Origin of the sequence: Saccharothrix espanaensis DSM 44229, assembly GCF_000328705.1 — a bacterium.
GTDB classification, from domain to species: Bacteria; Actinomycetota; Actinomycetes; order Mycobacteriales; family Pseudonocardiaceae; genus Actinosynnema; species Actinosynnema espanaense.
Genome location: NC_019673.1, coordinates 4,633,308 through 4,651,083, shown reverse-complemented (window position 1 = coordinate 4,651,083; position 17,776 = coordinate 4,633,308). Strand labels below are relative to the sequence as shown.

General features: G+C 72.8%; 20 protein-coding genes. 15 read left to right on the top strand and 5 right to left on the bottom strand.

What is annotated here, in order from left to right:
• Positions 1-28: 28 nt before the first annotated feature.
• Both BN6_RS20530 and BN6_RS20525 read left to right on the top strand, forming a co-directional pair.
• On the top strand, positions 29-550 hold the full coding sequence (locus BN6_RS20530) for a TetR/AcrR family transcriptional regulator (protein WP_015101639.1): 522 nt from the start codon (positions 29-31) through the stop codon (positions 548-550).
• Entirely contained in the window at positions 547-1,710 is a 1,164-nt protein-coding gene (locus BN6_RS20525; RefSeq protein WP_015101638.1) for an FAD-dependent monooxygenase, read from the top strand. Before BN6_RS20530 ends, BN6_RS20525 begins: the two co-directional genes overlap by 4 nt.
• On the opposite strand, the gene BN6_RS20520 is transcribed toward BN6_RS20525, so the two are convergent.
• Positions 1,707-2,867, bottom strand: a complete 1,161-nt coding sequence (locus BN6_RS20520; RefSeq protein ID WP_015101637.1) for a hypothetical protein — start codon at positions 2,865-2,867, stop codon at positions 1,707-1,709. The two genes, BN6_RS20525 and BN6_RS20520, sit on opposite strands and share 4 nt — an antisense overlap.
• 305 nt (positions 2,868-3,172) lie before the next feature.
• Here BN6_RS20520 and BN6_RS20515 point away from each other — a divergent pair, with 305 nt between their 5' ends.
• The 3 genes from BN6_RS20515 (at position 3,173) to rox (ending at position 5,852) form a co-directional block, all read left to right on the top strand.
• Entirely contained in the window at positions 3,173-3,754 is a 582-nt protein-coding gene (locus BN6_RS20515; RefSeq protein ID WP_015101636.1) for a YbhB/YbcL family Raf kinase inhibitor-like protein, read from the top strand.
• A 69-nt stretch (positions 3,755-3,823) separates the two neighbouring features.
• A complete protein-coding gene (locus BN6_RS20510; protein WP_231905352.1) occupies positions 3,824-4,198 on the top strand; it encodes a type 2 periplasmic-binding domain-containing protein in 375 nt (124 codons plus the stop codon).
• A gap of 226 nt (positions 4,199-4,424) precedes the next feature.
• The gene (rox, locus tag BN6_RS20505) at positions 4,425-5,852 is read left to right on the top strand and encodes a rifampin monooxygenase (protein ID WP_015101634.1); all 1,428 of its coding nucleotides are present in this window, start codon (positions 4,425-4,427) and stop codon (positions 5,850-5,852) included.
• A 156-nt stretch (positions 5,853-6,008) separates the two neighbouring features.
• Here rox and BN6_RS20500 read toward each other — a convergent pair whose 3' ends face one another.
• From BN6_RS20500 to BN6_RS20490, 3 genes are all read right to left on the bottom strand, one after another.
• Positions 6,009-7,115, bottom strand: a complete 1,107-nt coding sequence (locus BN6_RS20500) for a S1 family peptidase (protein WP_015101633.1) — start codon at positions 7,113-7,115, stop codon at positions 6,009-6,011.
• Between the two features lie 256 nt (positions 7,116-7,371).
• A complete protein-coding gene (locus BN6_RS20495; RefSeq protein ID WP_041313427.1) occupies positions 7,372-8,376 on the bottom strand; it encodes a hypothetical protein in 1,005 nt (334 codons plus the stop codon).
• A gap of 88 nt (positions 8,377-8,464) precedes the next feature.
• Positions 8,465-8,686, bottom strand: a complete 222-nt coding sequence (locus tag BN6_RS20490) for a hypothetical protein (RefSeq protein ID WP_015101631.1) — start codon at positions 8,684-8,686, stop codon at positions 8,465-8,467.
• Between the two features lie 446 nt (positions 8,687-9,132).
• Between BN6_RS20490 and BN6_RS20485 the strand changes: the two genes are divergently transcribed.
• Genes BN6_RS20485 through BN6_RS20470 form a run of 4 tightly spaced genes read left to right on the top strand, consistent with a single transcriptional unit; the run spans position 9,133 to position 11,409 of the window.
• On the top strand, positions 9,133-9,522 hold the full coding sequence (locus BN6_RS20485; protein ID WP_015101630.1) for a hypothetical protein: 390 nt from the start codon (positions 9,133-9,135) through the stop codon (positions 9,520-9,522).
• A gap of 34 nt (positions 9,523-9,556) precedes the next feature.
• Positions 9,557-10,276 (top strand): hypothetical protein, encoded by a 720-nt coding sequence (locus BN6_RS20480; protein WP_041313422.1) that lies wholly within the window; start codon positions 9,557-9,559, stop codon positions 10,274-10,276.
• An 18-nt stretch (positions 10,277-10,294) separates the two neighbouring features.
• The gene (locus BN6_RS20475) at positions 10,295-10,609 is read left to right on the top strand and encodes a hypothetical protein (RefSeq protein WP_015101628.1); all 315 of its coding nucleotides are present in this window, start codon (positions 10,295-10,297) and stop codon (positions 10,607-10,609) included.
• Between the two features lie 11 nt (positions 10,610-10,620).
• Positions 10,621-11,409 (top strand): hypothetical protein, encoded by a 789-nt coding sequence (locus tag BN6_RS20470; protein ID WP_041313419.1) that lies wholly within the window; start codon positions 10,621-10,623, stop codon positions 11,407-11,409.
• A 54-nt stretch (positions 11,410-11,463) separates the two neighbouring features.
• Here BN6_RS20470 and BN6_RS20465 read toward each other — a convergent pair whose 3' ends face one another.
• Positions 11,464-12,675 carry an MFS transporter gene (locus tag BN6_RS20465; protein WP_051075657.1) on the bottom strand — a complete coding sequence of 404 codons (1,212 nt, stop codon included), beginning with the start codon at positions 12,673-12,675 and terminating at the stop codon, positions 11,464-11,466.
• Positions 12,676-12,764: 89 nt separating this feature from the next.
• Here BN6_RS20465 and BN6_RS20460 point away from each other — a divergent pair, with 89 nt between their 5' ends.
• From BN6_RS20460 to BN6_RS20435, 6 genes are all read left to right on the top strand, one after another.
• Positions 12,765-13,352 carry a TetR/AcrR family transcriptional regulator gene (locus BN6_RS20460; RefSeq protein WP_015101625.1) on the top strand — a complete coding sequence of 196 codons (588 nt, stop codon included), beginning with the start codon at positions 12,765-12,767 and terminating at the stop codon, positions 13,350-13,352.
• 192 nt (positions 13,353-13,544) lie between these two features.
• Positions 13,545-14,360 (top strand): nitroreductase/quinone reductase family protein, encoded by an 816-nt coding sequence (locus tag BN6_RS20455; RefSeq protein ID WP_015101624.1) that lies wholly within the window; start codon positions 13,545-13,547, stop codon positions 14,358-14,360.
• 40 nt (positions 14,361-14,400) lie between these two features.
• Positions 14,401-14,994, top strand: coding sequence for a DUF4328 domain-containing protein (locus BN6_RS42160; RefSeq protein WP_148302942.1), 594 nt, complete (start codon positions 14,401-14,403; stop codon positions 14,992-14,994).
• Positions 14,991-15,467: a GNAT family N-acetyltransferase gene (locus tag BN6_RS20445; RefSeq protein WP_085983511.1), complete on the top strand. Its 477-nt coding sequence runs from the start codon at positions 14,991-14,993 to the stop codon at positions 15,465-15,467. Before BN6_RS42160 ends, BN6_RS20445 begins: the two co-directional genes overlap by 4 nt.
• 115 nt (positions 15,468-15,582) lie before the next feature.
• Entirely contained in the window at positions 15,583-16,671 is a 1,089-nt protein-coding gene (locus BN6_RS20440) for an epoxide hydrolase family protein (protein WP_041313415.1), read from the top strand.
• Entirely contained in the window at positions 16,668-17,753 is a 1,086-nt protein-coding gene (locus tag BN6_RS20435; protein WP_015101620.1) for a winged helix DNA-binding domain-containing protein, read from the top strand. Before BN6_RS20440 ends, BN6_RS20435 begins: the two co-directional genes overlap by 4 nt.
• Positions 17,754-17,776 lie beyond the last annotated feature (23 nt).

Below are 17,776 nucleotides of genomic sequence, written 5' to 3'. Positions count from 1 at the left end.
CGTCCAAAACGACGTTCGGAGGTAGCGGATGACCGTCCGACAACGGCTGCTCGACGCGGCCGCGGAACTCATCGCGGAAAAGGGCTGGGGGGCGGTCAGCACCAGAGTGCTGGCCGACCGGGCCGGCGTCGGGTCCGGCGTGGTGCACTACCACTTCGACTCGACGCGGGCCGTCCTGGTCGAAGCCGCGACCGGCGCGCTGCGCGCCGCGCTCGCCGGACTGCCCACCCTGCTCGCCACCGCGGCCACCCCCGAGGAGGCGCTCGCCGCGATCCTCACCGCCCTGGACGAGGTCGACGGGCAGGAGCTGTTCATCGAGACCTACCTGGCCGCCACCCGCCACGACGACCTGCGCCAGGCGGTCGGCGAGGTGCTGGCCGAGTTCCGGCACACCGTCGCCGACTGGCTGGCCGCCCACGACGTGCCGACACCGCGGGCCACCGCCGCCGTGCTCGCCGCCGCCCTCGACGGCGTCCTGCTGCACCGCGCCCTGGACCCCGACCTGACCGTCGACCTGGTCGTCCCCGTGCTCGGGCGGGTGCTGCGATGAAGGTCGTGATCAGCGGCGCGGGCATCGCCGGCCTCACGCTGGCAGGCCGGCTCGGCGCGCTCGGCCACACCGTCGAGGTCGTGGAGAAGGCCGCCGGCCCGCGCCCCGAGGGCTACATGATCGACTTCTTCGGGCCGGGCTACGACACCGCCGAGCGGATGGGCCTGCTGCCCCGCGTCCACGAACTCGGCTACCACTTCATCGAGGCCGGCTACCACGACGAGCACGGCCGCCGTCGGGTCGGCCTGAGCTTCGAGCGGTTCGCCCGGTCCCTGGACGGGCGGATGACCAGCATCATGCGCCCCGACATCGAGCACGTCCTGCGCACCGCGCTGCCGCCGGGCGTCCGGGTGCGGTTCGGCGCGGCCGTCACCGCCGTCGACAACCGCGCCGACGGCGTGTCCGTGCGCCTGTCCGACGGGACGGCGCTGGACGCGGACCTGCTGGTCGGCGCGGACGGCATCCACTCCACCGTGCGCGGCCTGGTGTTCGGCCCGGAAGCGGAGTACTTCCGCTACCTGGGGTTCCACACCGCGGCGTTCGTCTTCGAGGACCCGGAGATCCACCGCCTGGTCGCCGGCCGGTTCTGCCTCACCGACACCGTCGGCCGGCAGGTCGGCTGCTACGGCCTGCGCGACGGCCGGGTCGCCGCGTTCACCGTGCACCGCACCCCGGACCCCACCCGGCCGGACGACCCCCGCGCGGCGGTGCGCGCGGCGTACGCGACGTTGGGCTGGATCGTGCCGACGGTGCTGGAACGCTGCCCGCCGGAGATCTACTACGACCAGGTCGCGCAGATCGAGATGCCGCGGTGGAGCAGCGGCCGGGTGGTGCTGGTCGGGGACGCGTGCGGCGCGGTGTCACTGCTGGCCGGGCAGGGCGCGTCGCTGGGGATGGGCGGGGCGTTCGTGCTGGCGGAGAACCTGACCGACCTGGCCGGCTACGAACGGCGGTGGCGTCCGGTCGTGCTGGACAAGCAGCGGATCGCCCGCTCCGGGGCGCGGTGGTTCCTGCCGGCCACGCAGGCACGGCTGCGGGCCCGCCGGGTCGCGATGCGGTTGGCGAAGCTGCCGTGGGTGGACCGCCGGATCGCGGTGAGCCTGGTCGGCAAGCCCACCGCGCTGGTCGGCGACCAGCGGACCCGGTCCGGCGACAGCTAGCCGCGTGTTTCGGCCAGGACGCGGTCCAGCTGCGCCTCGGCCCGTTCGGCGCGCGCCAACGTCTGGACCCGGGCCTCCTCCAGCGCCGCGACCCGTTCCCGGGTGACCCGCTCGGCCTCGTCCAACCGGGCCTGGTGGGCCTGGCGCGCGGAGTCCAGCTCGCCGCGGGCCCGGTCGAGTTCGGCACGGGCGTCCGCGGCGGCTTGCCCGGCCCGTTCGGCGTCGGCACGGGCCTGGGCCGCGGCCTCGGCGTCCCGCCGGGCGATCTCGGTGATCCGCTCGATCTGGGCGGCGGCGTCCTCCCGGGCGCGGGCGACGAGCGCGTCGGCTTCCGCACGGGCCCGGTCGACGTGCGCGGCCGCGTCGGCCGCCGCGCGGGCCACGGCCGCCTCGGCTTCGGTCCGGGCGCGGGCGACCTCGTCACGGGCGGTGGCCTGGGCCTGCTCGATCTCCTTGGCGGCCTGGCGTCGGGCACGCTCGGCGTGCGCGACGGCGTCGGCCTGGGCCTGGTCGACCTGGGTGGCGCAGTCGCGCCGGATCTGGTCGACGGCAGTCGCGGCCTCGGTCCGGGCGGCGGCGATCTCGCTCTCGGCGCGTTGCACGGCGGCGGTGGCCTCGGCGCGTGCCTCGTCACGTTGCGCGTAGGCGGTGGCGGCGTCTTGTTCGGCCTGCTCGGCGGCCCGGACGGCGTCCTCGGTGGTGGCCTCGGCCGCCGCGCGCGCCTGCTCGGCGGCCTGCCGCCGCCGTTCGGCCTTGGCCACCGCGGCTTCCGCCTCGGCGACCTTGCGCGCCGCCTCGGATTCCGCGGCCTGCACCTGACTCTCGGCCACGCTCGGATCGGCGATGGCGGAGAGCTCGCCGACGGCCCCGGTCAACGTCGCCGACATCTGCTCAGCGAGCACCCGGAACCGCTCCAGCAAGTCTTCAGCCCTGATCTTGCCCGCGGTAATCCCATGGGGCCCTTTCGTCACGGTGACGACCTCGGACTCCACCTCCGCTTCCTGGGCCAACCGCTGCCGCTCCCGCCACGCCCGCCACCGGGTGTGCTCCGCCAGGTCGCAGTACTCGGCCGGCCGCCCCGGTCCACCACCCCGCAGCACCGGCCGCGTGCAGCCGGGGTAGTTGCAGGTCGAGGCGAGGTTCTCGGTCGTCGTCACGGCAATATCGTAGCAGAATAACGTCATCTCGAACGTTATCGGACGCAACGCAACGCTATGAACCGACGAAATGCTTACTTTCGATAAGTAAACCTTATCGGAAGTCAGCATTTCGGTCCGATTGGAGGCCGCCAGCGGGCGGGTGAGCTGCTGTCCTGTCGCGTACGCCGCTCCATATCGCGGTGGGGATGGGGCGGTGAGGATGGTCGCCGGAATGCCGGATGAATACGCTGGTCGGACCGCCGCGCGTAGGAACCCGCTCCACGGACGGACCAAAGGGACCACAAGTACCTCGGGAGCCTCCAGTGAGAAGCACCAGAATCGCGCTGCTCGCCGTGGCCGTCGTGACGGCCGCCGGCCTCTCCCCCGTCGCCGCGTCGGCGGCGTCGGCGGACCGGAACGCGTTCGCGCTGTCCAGCACCGCTTTCGCCAACGGCGGCGTCATGCCGAAGGTGCACGAGTGCACCAGTGGCGGCGGCAACGACCCCGCCAAGAAGAACGAGTCCCCACCCCTGGCCTGGTCGGGCGCGCCGGCGGCCGCGCAGAGCTACGCGATCGTCATGCGTGACCTCGACAACGCCAACCTCCTCCACTGGATCATCTACGACATCCCGGTGGCGACGACCTCGTTGCCCCAGAACGTCCAGCACGTCTACCAGCCGCCGGTCCCCTCGGGGTCCCGGCAGATCTACTACCGGGGCAGCGCCAGCCTGTTCGGCTACCAGGGCCCGTGCTCGCCCTCGACGGTGAACACCTACGAGTTCGTCGTGCACGCGCTCAACCGGGCGTCGCTGACCAACCTGAACTCCAACTCCTCCATCCAGACGGCCGCCAGGGCGATCGCGGCGGCGTCGATCGGCTCGGCCAGGATCACCGGCGAGTCGTGACACCACGGCGCCGCCCCACCGATCGCGGTGGGGCGGCGCGCCGGTGCCGTCAGGTGGTGCGGCGACTCGGTGGTGGGATCAGTGGGCATCGGCGGCCTGCGGCGTGACGAGCACGGCGGGGTTGAGGGTCTGCGTGCACCACTGGGGCGGAACCCGGTGGCCAGTCTGGCCCCGGCCGAGCACAAGCTCACCCGGCGGGTCAGCGCCGTCCTGCCCGGACGCCTGGTGCCGACGGCGTTGCCGGGCGAGCCGCCGTCACCGCTGAGCGACGCGGCGCGCGTGCTGGGTCTGCACCTGCTGGAGATCCCGTTTCCGTTGCCACCGCTGACGATCGGCATGGCCTGGCACCTGCGGCACACCGCCGACGGCGGGCATCAGTGGCTGCGCGCCGCCGTGCGCCGGGTGCTCCGGCCGGCGCGGGAGGATCAGCCGACGCGCATATAGAGAATGGCCGGAAGTGCGAACACTTCCCGCCACTATCAACATATAGCGCACCGGGGGGCTTGCGGCAAGACCCCGGTGGTGCCGCAGAATCTCCCGCCGATGCCGGAACCAGCGGAAATCAGGGACGTGCGACGTAGGTCTGAAGCAGTCGACAGGGGTCTCGCGGGACGCGGGGCCGCAGGTGGAGCAGTCGACCGGAACGCGGTTGTGGTGAGCGGGGGGTTTCATGTTTGACGTGATCGTGGCCGGCGGCGGGCCGACCGGGTTGATGGTGGCGAGCGAGTTGCGGCTGCACGGCGTCGAGGTGGTCGTGCTGGAGAAGGAACCGGAGCCGACCCCGTACGTCCGGTCGTTGGGCCTGCACGTGCGCAGCATCGAGGTGATGGACCAGCGCGGGCTGCTGGACCGGTTCCTCGCGCACGGCAAGAAGCACATGGTCGGCGGGTTCTTCGCCGGTCTCAGCGCCGCGTGGCCCGAGCGGATGGACACCGCGCACGGCTACGTCCTGGGCATCCCGCAGACCGTCACCGAGCGGCTGCTCACCGAGCACGCCACCGAGGTCGGCGTGCAGATCCGGCGCGGGTGCGAGGTGGTCGGGCTCGACCAGGACGAGCGCGGGGTGACCGTCGACCTGGCCGACGGCACGCAGCTGCGGGCGCGCTACCTCGTCGGCTGTGACGGCGGGCGCAGCGCGGTGCGCAAGCTGCTCGGCGTCGGCTTCCCCGGCGAGCCGTCCCGGGAGGAGACGCTGCTGGGCGAGATGGAGTTGACCGCGTCGCCCGAGACGCTGGCCGAGGTGATGGCCGAGGTCCGCAAGACGCAGTTGCGGTTCGGCGCGATGCCGCTGGGCGACGGGGTGTACCGGGTGCTGGTGCCCGCGGCGGGGGTGGCCGAGGACCGGGCCGTCCCGCCGACGCTCGACGAGGTCAAGCGGCAGTTGCTGGCGTTGGCGGGCACCGACTTCGGCGTGCACTCGCCGCGCTGGCTCTCGCGCTTCGGCGACGCCACCCGGCTGGCGGAGCGCTACCTGGTCGGCCGGGTGCTGCTGGCGGGCGACGCGGCGCACATCCACCCGCCGACCGGTGGGCAGGGGCTCAACCTCGGTGTGCAGGACGCGTTCAACCTGGGGTGGAAGCTGGCCGCCGAGATCGACGGCTGGGCACCGGCCGGGCTGCTGGACTCCTACGAGTCCGAGCGGCGTCCGGTGGCGGCCGCCGTGCTGGACAACACCCGCGCGCAGTGGCAGTTGATGTCGCTGGAGCCGGGGCCGCAGGCGGTGCGCCGGCTGCTGGCCGAGCTGGTGGAGTTCGAGGAGGTCAACCGGTACCTGATCGAGAAGATCACCGCGATCTCGGTCCGCTACGACTTCGGCGCGGGGCATCCGCTGCTCGGCCGGCGGCTGCGGGACGTGGCGCTCAAGCGGGGCCGGCTCTACGGGCTGATGCACGCCGGTCGCGGGCTGCTGCTCGACCAGACCGGGCGGCTCTCGGTGGCCGGCTGGCAGGACCGGGTCGACCACGTGGTGGAGGTCAGCGAGGAACTCGACGTGCCCGCCGTGTTGCTGCGGCCGGACGGCCACGTGGCGTGGGTCGGCGACGACCAGCAGGATTTGCTCGACCACCTGCCGACGTGGTTCGGGACCGCCGTCCACTGATCGTCCGGCCGCCGTCCGGGGTGTTCCCCGCCGCCGGTCGGCGGATTCCGTGAATGGGTTCGACCCGGTCGGACGCGCATTCGTGGTGCGCAGCGCGGGTGGGATCGGCCATTTTCCCGGCTGATTCCACCCGCGCTTTGTCTCACCCGCCCGCTATCAGGGGTTGAGCGTGACGCCGTAGGCGGTCAGGGCCTCCGCGACCGGCTGGTAGTACGAGGTGCCGCTGCCCTTGCCGGAGGTGATGCCCAGGCCGACGCTGCCGGCGAACAGGCAGCCGCCCGAGTCGCCGGGGTTGGCCAGCGCGTTGGTCTGGATCAGCTCGCGCACCGCGCCCTCGGAGTAGTTCACCGTGACGTTGAGCCGCTGCACCGAACCCGAGGTGAGCCGCGTGGTGCTGCCGCTCTTCTGGATCCGCTGGCCGACCGTGGCCGGCGCGTGCGAGCTGATCTTCTGGCTGGAGCCGTTGTAGAGCGAGACCGCGCCGGGGGCGCTGCCGGTGGTGTTGCGGATCAGGCCGTAGTCGTTGGTGGGGAAGCTGGCCCCCTGCGACGGCCCGACGTTCCACTGGGACACCGCGCGGGTGCAGTGCCCGGCGTCCACGATGTAGTTCTGCCCGCCCTTGTTGGTGTTGAAGCCGACCGAGCAGCGGGTGCCGCCGCCGGTGATGGCCTCGCCGTTGAGGATGGCCAGGGTCATCTCACCGGTGACCCGCTCGACCCGCACGCGGTCGCCGAGCTGACGGGCGGTGCGCAGCAGCGCGGCCAGGTCGCCGCCCTTGGCCGCGCTGGACACGCTGAGCACGACCTGGTTGGTCTTCGGGTCCAGGCCGACCGAGGTGTGGGTCACCGCGGGCACCGATTCGAGGGTGCTCTGGGCGGAGGCCAGCGCCTGGCTGGAGTGCCGCACCAGCTTGGCCTCGGCCCCGGACGCGCGGACCTGCTCGGCGGTGGCCGCGTCCAGCACGTTCACCACCGGCTTGCCGTTGGCGTCGAGGTAGCCGCCCGCGACCCGGTCGCCCAGGCGGTCGCTGAGCTGACCCAGGGTGCGCGCACTGGCGTCCTGCGTGCGCAGGATCTCGGCCGCTGCGGCGGGCGAGATCCCCTCTCGCGTGCTCATGTCGGCGATCGCGGACTGCGCGACCTCGGTCGCGTACCCCTCGATCCCGGCCGCCGGGGCGGCCGTGATGCCGGCGGTCAGGACACCGGCGACCAGGGTGATGGCGGACCGGGCGGCCAGGCGCCGCCCGTTGACGATCTTGCGCATACCGGCAACTCACTTTCACAGGGAAGCGCGGGGGGACCGCGCCGATCAGTGGGTTGTGCCGGGTGGTGTTCGCCGCCCGGCACCGGACAATTCCGGCGCACCCCAGACTGTTCCCCGCGCGCCCCACCCCGGTACCGCCTTTAGTCGCAAAGAACGCGATCGGCCGTCGAGAACTGTTAAAATGTAAACTTTTGCCACCGCTCCCAATGGGGAGGCTAGGTCACGTCGAATTCGCGTCGAATGCGGAATCGTTCGATCACGGTCGGGGTGTCGGCCGGTCGGTCGGCGGGTCGCTTTCCGGCGGTGTGAGTTCGGCCTGGCGGCGGCCGAGTTCGGTCATCACCTGGTCGACGGTGTCGCGGTGCAGGCGGAGGCGGATCAGGGTGTGGTCGATCGCGGCGCGGAGGTCGTCGGCGTGCGCGGGGTCGACCTCGACGTGGTCGTCGTGGACCCGGTTGCGCTGCCCGAGGACCAGCGGGCGGTCCACCCGGGGCACGCCGTGGCCGGCCCGTTCGAGCCACTGGGCCAGGTCCTGCTGGCTGTCCTTGAGCCGTTCGGTCCACGACAGGCGTCGGCGCGCTTCGCGGTCCGGGTCGCGCCGGTTCCAGGCCGCGTCGACCATCGCGGTGATGCCTTCTGCGACGGCGCGGCATGCGACCTCCAGCCGGGGCAGGACCTCCAGGCCGATCGTGGCGATCTGCTCGGAGACGTCGGCCTCCGGGTCGAACCCGGCCCACGCCCCGTCGGCGACGTGCTCGCCGGCGACGTCGTAGGTGGTGGCCATCAGGTGCGCGATGGCCGCCCGGACCACCTCCACGTCCTTCGGGTCCAGCTCCGCGGCGGTCAGCCGGTGCGGGGAGGACTCGATCGACCGGGGGGCGGGGCGCAGCCGTTCGGTCCCGGGCCAGCTGCGCCGGCCGCCCTTGCGGCGGTAGTGCTGCTGCATGGCCTGCTTGGACCGTTCGCCGTACGCCGCTCCCAGCTGTTCCCAGGTCCACCCGCGATCCATGATCGACTCGATCAGCGTGACCTCGGCCCGGTCGAGGTCGCCGCGGACGGTCGGGACCAGGCGCAGGGCGGCCGCGGTGGTCTCGGTCGTCCGGGGTTCGCCGTCGGGCGAGTCCAGGCCGGGTGGTGCGGTGGTCGTGGCGGCCAGGAGCAGCTCGTCCACGAGGCGGCTGCGCTGCCGGCCGTGGAAGTAGCGGGCCACCAGTTCCCTCGTCGGGTCGTGTTCGGGTGCGGTGTCGAGATGGTCGACCATGGCGTCAACGTATCGATTGACGGGTCGATCCGTCAACTGATGCGTTGACGCCACGGCTCGCGGGTCACCCGGCGGCGCTGGAGCCGTGCTACTCGGCCTCGGACCGGCCCTTCCGGGGCAGCGGGAAGGTGATCGCCAGGAACGCCACCAGCAGGCACGCCTGGACGAGCAGGGCGCGCTGGAACGCGCCGGCGAAGTCGCCGGTCCTGGAGGGCCGCGCCGGCAGCTGGACCAGCGGCCCGACCTGGAGCACCTTGCGACCGATCCGGTCGGCCGGCAGGGCTCCGCTGACCGCTCCCCCGATCGCCATGACGAACCCGCACCCGCGAGCACGCCGACCGGCGGTGATCACCCTGCACAGCGGCGCGCACATCCAGCAGCGGGCGGACGAGTTCTTCGGCTCGCTCGCCCGCCGGTTGGACGTCGCGATGGCGCACTACCCGCCGGAGCTGCTGGAGCGGGTCGAGGGGTTCGTGGCCGACCTCAACACGACCATGACGGCCCACCTCGCCGAGCCCACGCCACGCCTGACGCCGGCGGCTGACCGGCGACTTGGGGGGACGCCGCACCATCAATTCCACCGCATTTGTCATCGGCTTATTCGCGGCGACGGGTACACCATTCGAGCGGGCTCTTCCGCATTCTTCGGACGCAATCGGGTGATCACCTTCCCGATGTGGTGGAAAGGCTCAATCGGTGTGCGCTACGGCGCTATGTTCCTCCGTGGCCGTCACGCCGGACCGAGCGGAGTCCTCCATGACCAGCGCCCGCGACCACCGCAACCGACTCACCACGGCGTTGACCTGCGCGGCGATGGCCGAAGTCCTGCTGGCCACCGCGCTGCTCGTCTGGTGGACCGGGCAGCTGGCCGCTGACCAGGCAGTACTCGGTCGGGCGGCGGCGACGCCGATGATCGCCTCCGCGATGGTGGTGCTGCTCGGCGCGATGGTCGCCGCGCTGCGGGGCGCCCGGTTGGCGCGCGGTCCCCGGTCCGGTGTGGTGCTGCTGCTCGCCGTGGTGTTCGCCGCCGTCGGCGTTGTGGCGCTGATCCAGCTGCAGAGCGCTCCGGGAATCGGATTCGTTCTGCTCGCGGCGTGGCTGCTGGTTGTTCCGCTCGGAATTCAGATCAGGCGTTCCGGTTCCTGACGGCCGGTGCGCGAACGACGAAAAGGCGGACAGGGTGACCGATGACTTGATGCGCCAACTGGCCCGCGTGCAGGAGTACGCGGCCACCGTGCGCGAACTGCTCGACGGCGCGCGGGCACACGCCCCGACGCGGGCCGAGGGGGCGGACGGCTCCGGCACCGTGCACGTGGTGCTCGGGCCGGACGGCCTGCCCACGTCGTTCCGCGTCGACACCGGCTGGGACCGGCGGATCACGCCCGCCGGGTTCGGCGGCGCGGTGCTGGAGGCGTTCCAGGCGGCCGTGGCCGACCGGATGGAGACGTGGACCAGGTCGATGGCCGCCGACGGGTGGCAGCAGCGCGCCGACCGGGTCGACGCCGCCGCGACCGGACGGATCCCGCCCGCGTTGCGCGCGCCCGTCCCGGAGGTCGCGCCGCGCCCGCTCGGCGAGGTCGTGGAGGACGCTTTGAAGGCGTTCGACGACGTGGACGCGTTCGCCGGGCTGCCGACGTCCGGGGGCGCGACCGGCGCGGACCGCAGCGGGAAGCTGACGGTGACGTTGTCGCCCACCGGCCTGACCTCGTGCACCGCCGACGAGCGCTGGGTCGGCGCGCAGAGCGCCGCGAGCCTGATGAACGCGCTCGGCGAGGCGCTGGCCGCCGCCCGGCGCGGCCTGGCCGACCTGCCCGCGCCCCCGGCGTCCACCGGACCGTTGGACCGGCTGTTCGGCGAGGCCATGGCGTTGCTCTCGGACCCGCGCAAGCTCGCCGACTGAGGCAGGAAGGGGGCGGGCATGACACCGCCGAGCAAGGAGCAGGTGAAGGCCGCGACCGACGGGCTGCGCGCCGAGGCCGGGGTGTGGGACGACCAGTCGGCCCGGATGGGCGCGATCGTGCCCATGGTCGACGCGCTGCGCCTCGACCGCGTCGAGGCCGGCCTCTTCCAGGTCGTCTTCGACACCTACCACCAGGTGATGGACCAGGTCGTGGAGCGGTCGCGGGAGGCGACGCGGGCGATGACCGACATCGGCACCACCCTGCGCGCTGTCGCGGACACCTACGACGACGAGGAAACCGCCGGCGTGCACCGGATGCGCGGGATCTACTAGGAGGGCTGGTCGTGGGCTTCAGCGAGGCGCAGTTCGCCGAGACGGTCAAGAAGATCAACGAGGGGATGGCGAGCCTGTCCACGAAGATCGGCGAGGTGCCCGGGGCGGCGCACGCGGCCGTCGACCACTGGTACCTCCCGGGTTTCATCAAGGACGCGATCCTGTGGTGCGCCACGAAGATCACCGAGTTGGCGCGGTGGATCTGGGACAAGATCACCGACGTGCTCAAGGGCGTGGCGGCACCGGTCTCGTTCTTCTCCTACGCCTTCGACTGGCAGGACGTCCGGGGCGTGGCCAACGGCGTGACCGGTCAGCTCAAGCCCGAGGCGATGCCGGCGGCCACGTCGTGGACGGGCCCGGCGGCCACCGCGTACAAGGGCGTGGTCAAACCGCAGGGCGACGCCGCCGCGAAGATCGCCACGATCGCGGACAAGACCGCGACCGCGTTGCAGGTCTGCGCCGGGGTGGGGCTGACTTTCTACGTGGCGATAGCGGTGATCGTGGTGAAGTTCATCGCCGCGATGATCACCGCCATCGCGGCGTTCGGCTCGGCGGTGTTCTCGTGGGCGGGTGCGGCGCTGGTGGTCGAGGAGGCGGGGGTCAACAGCGGGCTGATCTGGGCGGCGGTCGCCGCGCTGACCGCGGCGCTGGGCACCCAGGCGCAGCAGCTGATCGGCCTGCACGGAGAGGTGGTCGACACCTCCTTCTTCCCCGGCGGCAAGTGGCCGAACCCGACCACCGCGTCCTTCGGCGACGGCTCGGTGGCCGACGGCGACGCCGACTGGTCCCTGAACCGCTGACCTCGGATCGCGGGACCGGTGCGCCGGTGTCGCGAGAGGGTCCGGTGTGGTCGGCTACCGCGACACCGGCGTGGTGCGCAGGCGGGCGATCAGGACGGCGGGCACCAGGACGGCGGCGGCGACCAGGAACGCGACCACGTAGGCGGTGTCGGTCGGGATCGTGGTCGCCGGGACGGTGAACGCGGCGAGCGCGAACGCGGCCACCTGTCCCCCGATCGCGCCGCCGATGGTGCGGGCGACGGCGTTGACGCTGTTCGCCGCGCCGGAGTGCGCCGGCGGGCTGGCCTCGTCGACCAGGCGCGGCAGTGCCGCCATGGCCAGGCCGTAGCCGACACTGCTGATCAGGTAGACCGCGCCGACCTGCACGAGGCTGCCGTGCACGAACGCGAGCAGCGCCGCTCCACCGGCGGCCAGCGCCAGACCCGCCGCGAACGGGACGCGGGTGCCGACGGCGCGGCCGATCCGGGCCACCGACCAGCTCACCGGGATGGTGATCAGCGTGCCGGGCAGCAGCATCAGCGCCGCACCGGTGACGGTCGCGCCGAAGCCGTGCCCGGCGGTGGACTCGGCGAGCCGGGGCAGCAGCGCGTAGAGCATGAACTGGTTGACGCCCAGCAGGAACGCGCCCAGGTGGGCGATGGCCAGCGGCCGGTGGGTCAGCAACGACCGGACGCCGCCGGGCGCGCGCGGCGCGGGCCGCCGCGCCGGGACGAACGCCGCCGTCGCGGCCAGCGCCGCTGTCACGACCACCGCGCCGACGACGAACAGCCACCGCCACGAGGCGTGATCGGACAGCAGGCCGCCGAGCAGCAGCCCGGCCCCGGCGGTGCCGGTGAACAGCCCGGCCAGCAGGGCGACGCCGAACGGCACGCGGTCGGCCGGCACGGCTTCGCGCACGACGGCGAGCGAGAGCGGCAGCAGGGCGAGGCTGACGCCCTGCACCGCGCGGCACGCGATGAGGGCGCCGATGTCGGGCGCGGAGATCGCGCCGAGCGTGCCCGCCAGGTGCAGGGCCAGGGCGCACAGCAGCACCCGCTTGCGGCCGTACCGGTCGGCCAGCCACCCGGCGGGTGGGGTGAGCAGGGCTCCGGCGAGCAGCGGCGCGGAGAGCACCGCCCACGACGCCGCAGCCGGGCCGGTGTCCAGGTCGCGCTGCACCGCGCCGATGGCCGGGACGAGCATCGTCTGCATCAGCCCATAGGACAGCACGGCCAGCGAGAGCGCGGTGAGCACGGCCGCCGGGGGCCGGTGCGCCGGGACGTCCATGAGCTCCCCCTCCACAGGTTTGCGAACGTCGTTCGCAAAATCGGAGGCTACACTTTTGCGAACTGCGTTCGCAAAGAGGAGTCGGTCACGTGCCAGGCGACCCGCCACGTCCACCGGACCCGCCGGACCCGCCGCGTCCGCCCGGCCGGCCCCGGCTGCTCAGCCGCGCCGGCATCGTCGAAGCCGCCCGGCGGGTGGCCGACCAGGAGGGCCTGGCCGAGCTCACGCTGCGCCGCGTCGCCCGCGAACTCGGCGCGGGGCAGGCGTCGCTGTACCGCCACATCGCCGACCGGGACGAGTTGCTCACGCTCCTCGCGGGCGACCTGGCGTCGGGCTACCCGCTGGTCGACAACGCCGACCTGGCCCCCGTCGACCGTGTTCTGGCGCAGTGGCAGGCGATGCGCGACTACCTCACCGCGCACCCGTGGGGTCCGCACGTCATCGCCGGCGGCGAGTACGCGCTCGACGACGCCCGGCCCATCGCCGAGCACTGCGTGGCCGACCTGCGCGCGACCGGTCTGTCCGAGGTGGACGCGCTGCGCGCCTACCGGGCGTTGTGGCACCTGCTGCTGGGCCACCTGCTCAACGCCCACCCGTTCGGCCACCTGCACGACCGCACGCCCGAGGACGACGATTTCGCGTGGGCGGTCCGGTCGCTGGTCGCCGGCGCGCGGTAACCCGATCACCGGGCGGCGAGGCCCTGCTAGGGTTGCTCCCGTGACTGCCGGGTCGGCCTTGAGCCATTACCGAGACGGGCACCCGGCTCAGGTTTGAGCACGGGGCGGGCCAGGGGCCCGCCGTTTTCCTCCGGACACCGCGCCGGCACGCGGACGACGTTCGTTCTTGTCGATCCGGAGGAGGAAACACCTGTGGCACTTGATTTCAACCAGCAGGTCATCGAGGAGTTCCGGGCGAACCGGGGCAAGGTCGGCGGCTGGTTCGCCGACGCCCGGCTGATCCTGCTGACCACCACCGGCGCCCGCAGCGGCCGCCCGCACACCAACCCGCTGGGGTACCTGCCCGACGGCGACCGGATCCTGGTGATCGGGTCGGCGGGCGGGGCCGACAAGCACCCCGACTGGTACCACAACCTGGTCGCCGACCCGGTCGCGACGGTCGAGGACGGGGTGTTCACCTACCAGGCCAAGGCCACCGTGCTGACCGGCGAGGAACGCGACCGGCTGTTCGCGCGGGCGGTGGAGGCCGACCCCGGCTGGGGCGAGTACCAGGCCAAGACGCGGCGGGTGATCCCGGTGGTGGCGCTGGAGCAGACCGTTCCCGGGCCGCCGGACGTGAAGTCGATGGGCGAGGGGCTGCGCGTCGTGCACGACGCGTTCCGCCGCGAGCTGGCCACCATCCGCGCCGAGGTGGCGTCGTCCGGGCCCCGGCTGGGCGCGCAGCTGCGGGTGAACTGCCTGACCTTCTGCCAGGGCATGGAGTTCCACCACCGGGTGGAGGACGGCGGGATGTTCCCCGCGCTGGGCGGCCGGTACCCGGAGATCGCCGCCGTGCTCGACCGGCTCCACGAGGAGCACGAGCGGATCTCGGTGCTGCTGACCGAGTTGCGGGAGGTCGTCGGCGGCGACGGGGACGGCCTGCTCGCGCGGGTCGACGGGCTCATCGCCGAACTGGAGGAGCACCTGCGCTACGAGGAGGAACAGCTGATCCCGCTGCTGGACTCCTGACCTCCCGGGTAGGGTGCGGCCCTTCGCATTGGGGGCCGGGGTGTTGCAGAACGTGCGCGGCTTGGGCGTCGCGGTGATCGTGTCCGTCTGGGTGGTCGTGGCGGTGGACGTCGTGTTCGCCGCCTGGGACTGGCTGTTCCTGTTCGCCGTCGACGAGCCGGACCCGGTGCTCTCGGCGCTGATGGACGGCGTGAACGCGGTGTGGCTGGTGTCGGGACCGGCTGCGGTGATCCTGGTGGTGGCGTGGCTGTGGCAGGCCCGGTCCGCCGTCGAGGGCTCGCCGCACCGGTACGGGCAGCGGTGGGTGGTGTGGGGGTGGCTGCCGGTCGTCGGCCTGTGGGTCCCGCGGCGGGTCGTGGCCGACGTCTGGGCGGCCTCCGCTCCGCCGCCCGAGCGGGCGCGGCGGTCGGTGGTCAACTGGTGGTGGGGGTTGTGGCTGCTCTACGACCTGGGCACGAACGCGCACTTCCTGGTCTCGATCCTGGCCGTGTCCGATCCGGACACGATGCGGACCGTGGTGCGGTTCGGGGCGGTGTTCCCGGTGGTCGCAGCCGGCGCGGCGGCGTGCCTCACGGTCGTCGTGCGGCGGATCTCGTCGTGGCAAGATGTGTCCACTGTGGAGCGTGCGGCGTGATCGAGCCGGACCTCGCCGAATTGGACCTCGCCGAGTTGGACGTGACCGACGAGGTTGTCGCGCGGGCCGTGCACTGGATCGGCCTGCGGGCCTACCGGGTGGAGGCCGCGCTGATCGGGTCGACGGCGATCCCGGCGCTGTCGGAGACGTGGCAGGAGATGCGCGCCCGGCCGGTGCGGTGGCTGGGCGCGCACGTCGACGGCGAGGTGGCCGGGTTCGTCGCGTGGTCGCGGGTGGACGGTGTGCTCGACATCGACCGCCTGTGCGTGGACCCCGACCACTTCCGGTGCGGCCTGGGCCGGGCGCTGGTGTCTGCGGTGCTGGCTGAGGGCGGCCCGGCGACGGTGGCCACGGGCGCGGCGAACGCGCCCGCGATCGTCCTGTACGAGGCGCTCGGGTTCCGGCCGACCGGCACGTTCGAGGCGGTGCCCGGCCTGCTGGTCGCCCAGTTCAGCCGGCCAGGAACGCCGTGAGCTGCGGGCGACGAACGCCAACCGCTCGGGCCGGTCGTAGATCAGCGACACCTGCCCGGTGAGCGAAGCCGATCTAGGACGTGATCTGCCCTAGTCGGTGTTTAGCGTGGTCCTCATGACCGAGATCCGACCGTTCCGCATCGACATCCCGCAGGCCGACCTGGACGACCTGCGCGACCGGCTGGACCGCACCCGGTGGGCGGCACCGCTGCCCGGTGGCGGGTGGAGCCGGGGCGTGCCGGTGGACTACCTGCGGGAGCTGGCAGACCACTGGCGCACCGGGTTCGACTGGCGCGCGCAGGAAGCGCGGCTCAACGCCTTCCCGCAGTTCACCACCTCGATCGACGGGCTGGAAGTGCACTTCCTGCACGTCCGCTCGGCGAACCCGGACGCGCTGCCGCTGCTGCTGGTGCACGGCTGGCCCAACTCGTTCGTGGAGTTCGCGGCCGCGATCGGGCACCTGCGGGCGTTCCACCTGGTGATCCCGAGCATCCCCGGGTTCGGCTTCTCACAGGCCCCGGGCGAGGGGTTCGACGTGACGGCGGCGGGCCGGGTGTTCGCGGCGCTGATGGAGCGGCTCGGCTACGACCGCTACGGGGTGCAGGGCGGCGACCTTGGCGCGTACATCGCGCCGGAGGTGGCGGTGGCGGCACCGGACAACGTGGTCGGCGTGTACGTCAACGGCGGGCTCGGGTTCCCCGACGATGACGACGACGACCTGACCGAGGAAGAGGCCGGGTTCTTCGCTCGGATGGCGGAGTGGTCGCGCGGGGCCGTGGACCACCACTCGCTGCTGCGGGCCGCGCCGCAGACCTTCGCGCACGGCTGGAACGACTGGCCGGTGGGTCTGCTGGCGTGGCTGACCCAGAAGCTCCAGGAGTTCACGCCCACCGCGGAGGTGCCCGAGCGGGCCATCGACCTCGACCTCATCCTGACCAACGTGACCCTGTACTGGTTGACCGGCACGTCCGGGTCGTCGTCGTGGTTCATGTACGGCACCGACCGGTTCCGCTGGCCGAGGGGGCAGCGCGCGGTGCCGACCGGCCTGTACAGCGGACCGCCGGGGTTCCGGCGGCTGGCCGAGCGGCACAACGACATCGTGCACTGGCCGGAGGCACGGCCGGGTGGGCACTTCGTGGCGATGGAGGTGCCGGGCGTGTTCGCGGCGGACCTGTCGGTGTTCTTCGCGAAGGTGGGCCGGTGAACGTCGTCGCGCGCAGGATGGCCCGGCACGCGCTGACTGTCCCGGGCACCACGCCCGCCGAGGTGGTGCGCGCGATGTGCGGTGCGCACGCCCAGGTGATGTCGGCGGCGGAACTGTCGATCGGGCTGCGCATCCCGGGCATCACCCGCGACCAGGTGCGCGACGCGCTGTGGGTGGACCGGGCGCTGGTGAAGACCCGGGGGCCGCGCGGGACCGTGCACCTGCTGCCCACCGAGGACCTGCCGATGTGGCTGGGCGCGCAGGAACCGCTGCTCGAACGCACGTCGGTGCTGACCGACCCGCAGGTCGACGAGGTGGTGGCGGCGATCGCGGACGCGCTGCGCGACGCCGAGCTCACCGCGGACGAGCTGACCGACGAGGTGGTGGCGCGGCTCGGCCCGTGGGCGGGAGAGCGGGTGATGGAGGCGTTCCAGGACAAGTGGCCGCGCTGGATGGCGGCCATGGTCCCGGCGACCTATCGGGGCGCGATGTGCTTCGCGCCGAACAAGGGCCGTAAGACGGCGTACACGAGCCCGCAGCGGTGGTTGCCCGGTGTTGCTCCCGACCCCGAGGGGCCCGTGCGGCTGCTGCACCGCTACCTGCACGCCTACGGCCCGGCGACGCCCGCGCACTTCGCGCGGTGGTTGAGCGCGCCGCAGCGGTGGGTCAACGACGTGTTCGCGCGGGCCGACGTCGAGGAGGTGCCGGGCGGGTTCGTCGTGCGCGACGACGTGGAGTGGTCCGACGAGCCGCCGCGCGGGGTGCTGCTGCTGCCGTACTTCGACGCGTTCGTGGTGGGCAGCCACCCGCGTGCGGACCTGTTCCCCGGGGCGGCGTGGGAGCGGGCGCTCAACCGGGGCCAGGCCGGGAACTACCCGGTGCTGCTGGTCGACGGCGTGGTGGCCGGGGTGTGGCACCAGAAGCGGTCGGGCAGTCGGATCACGGTGACGGTGGAGGCGTTGGTCGGGTTGACGGCCGGGCAGCGGCGCGGGCTGGACGCGGCGGTGGAGCGGGTCGGCGAGTTCCTGGAGGGGCGGCCGGAACTGGTACTGGGGCCGGTGACGGCGGGACCGCACGCGTGACCGGTGTTCCAGTACTGGAGTTC

Coding starts and splice junctions, on each gene's coding strand:
- BN6_RS20530 (WP_015101639.1), top strand. CDS start 29: ATGACCGTCCGACAACGGCTGCTCGACGCGGCCGCGGAACTCATCGCG.
- BN6_RS20525 (WP_015101638.1), top strand. CDS start 547: ATGAAGGTCGTGATCAGCGGCGCGGGCATCGCCGGCCTCACGCTGGCA.
- rox (WP_015101634.1), top strand. CDS start 4,425: ATGTTTGACGTGATCGTGGCCGGCGGCGGGCCGACCGGGTTGATGGTG.
- BN6_RS20500 (WP_015101633.1), bottom strand. CDS start 7,115: ATGCGCAAGATCGTCAACGGGCGGCGCCTGGCCGCCCGGTCCGCCATC.
- BN6_RS20495 (WP_041313427.1), bottom strand. CDS start 8,376: ATGGTCGACCATCTCGACACCGCACCCGAACACGACCCGACGAGGGAA.
- BN6_RS20490 (WP_015101631.1), bottom strand. CDS start 8,686: ATGGCGATCGGGGGAGCGGTCAGCGGAGCCCTGCCGGCCGACCGGATC.
- BN6_RS20485 (WP_015101630.1), top strand. CDS start 9,133: ATGACCAGCGCCCGCGACCACCGCAACCGACTCACCACGGCGTTGACC.
- BN6_RS20475 (WP_015101628.1), top strand. CDS start 10,295: ATGACACCGCCGAGCAAGGAGCAGGTGAAGGCCGCGACCGACGGGCTG.
- BN6_RS20465 (WP_051075657.1), bottom strand. CDS start 12,675: ATGGACGTCCCGGCGCACCGGCCCCCGGCGGCCGTGCTCACCGCGCTC.
- BN6_RS20440 (WP_041313415.1), top strand. CDS start 15,583: ATGACCGAGATCCGACCGTTCCGCATCGACATCCCGCAGGCCGACCTG.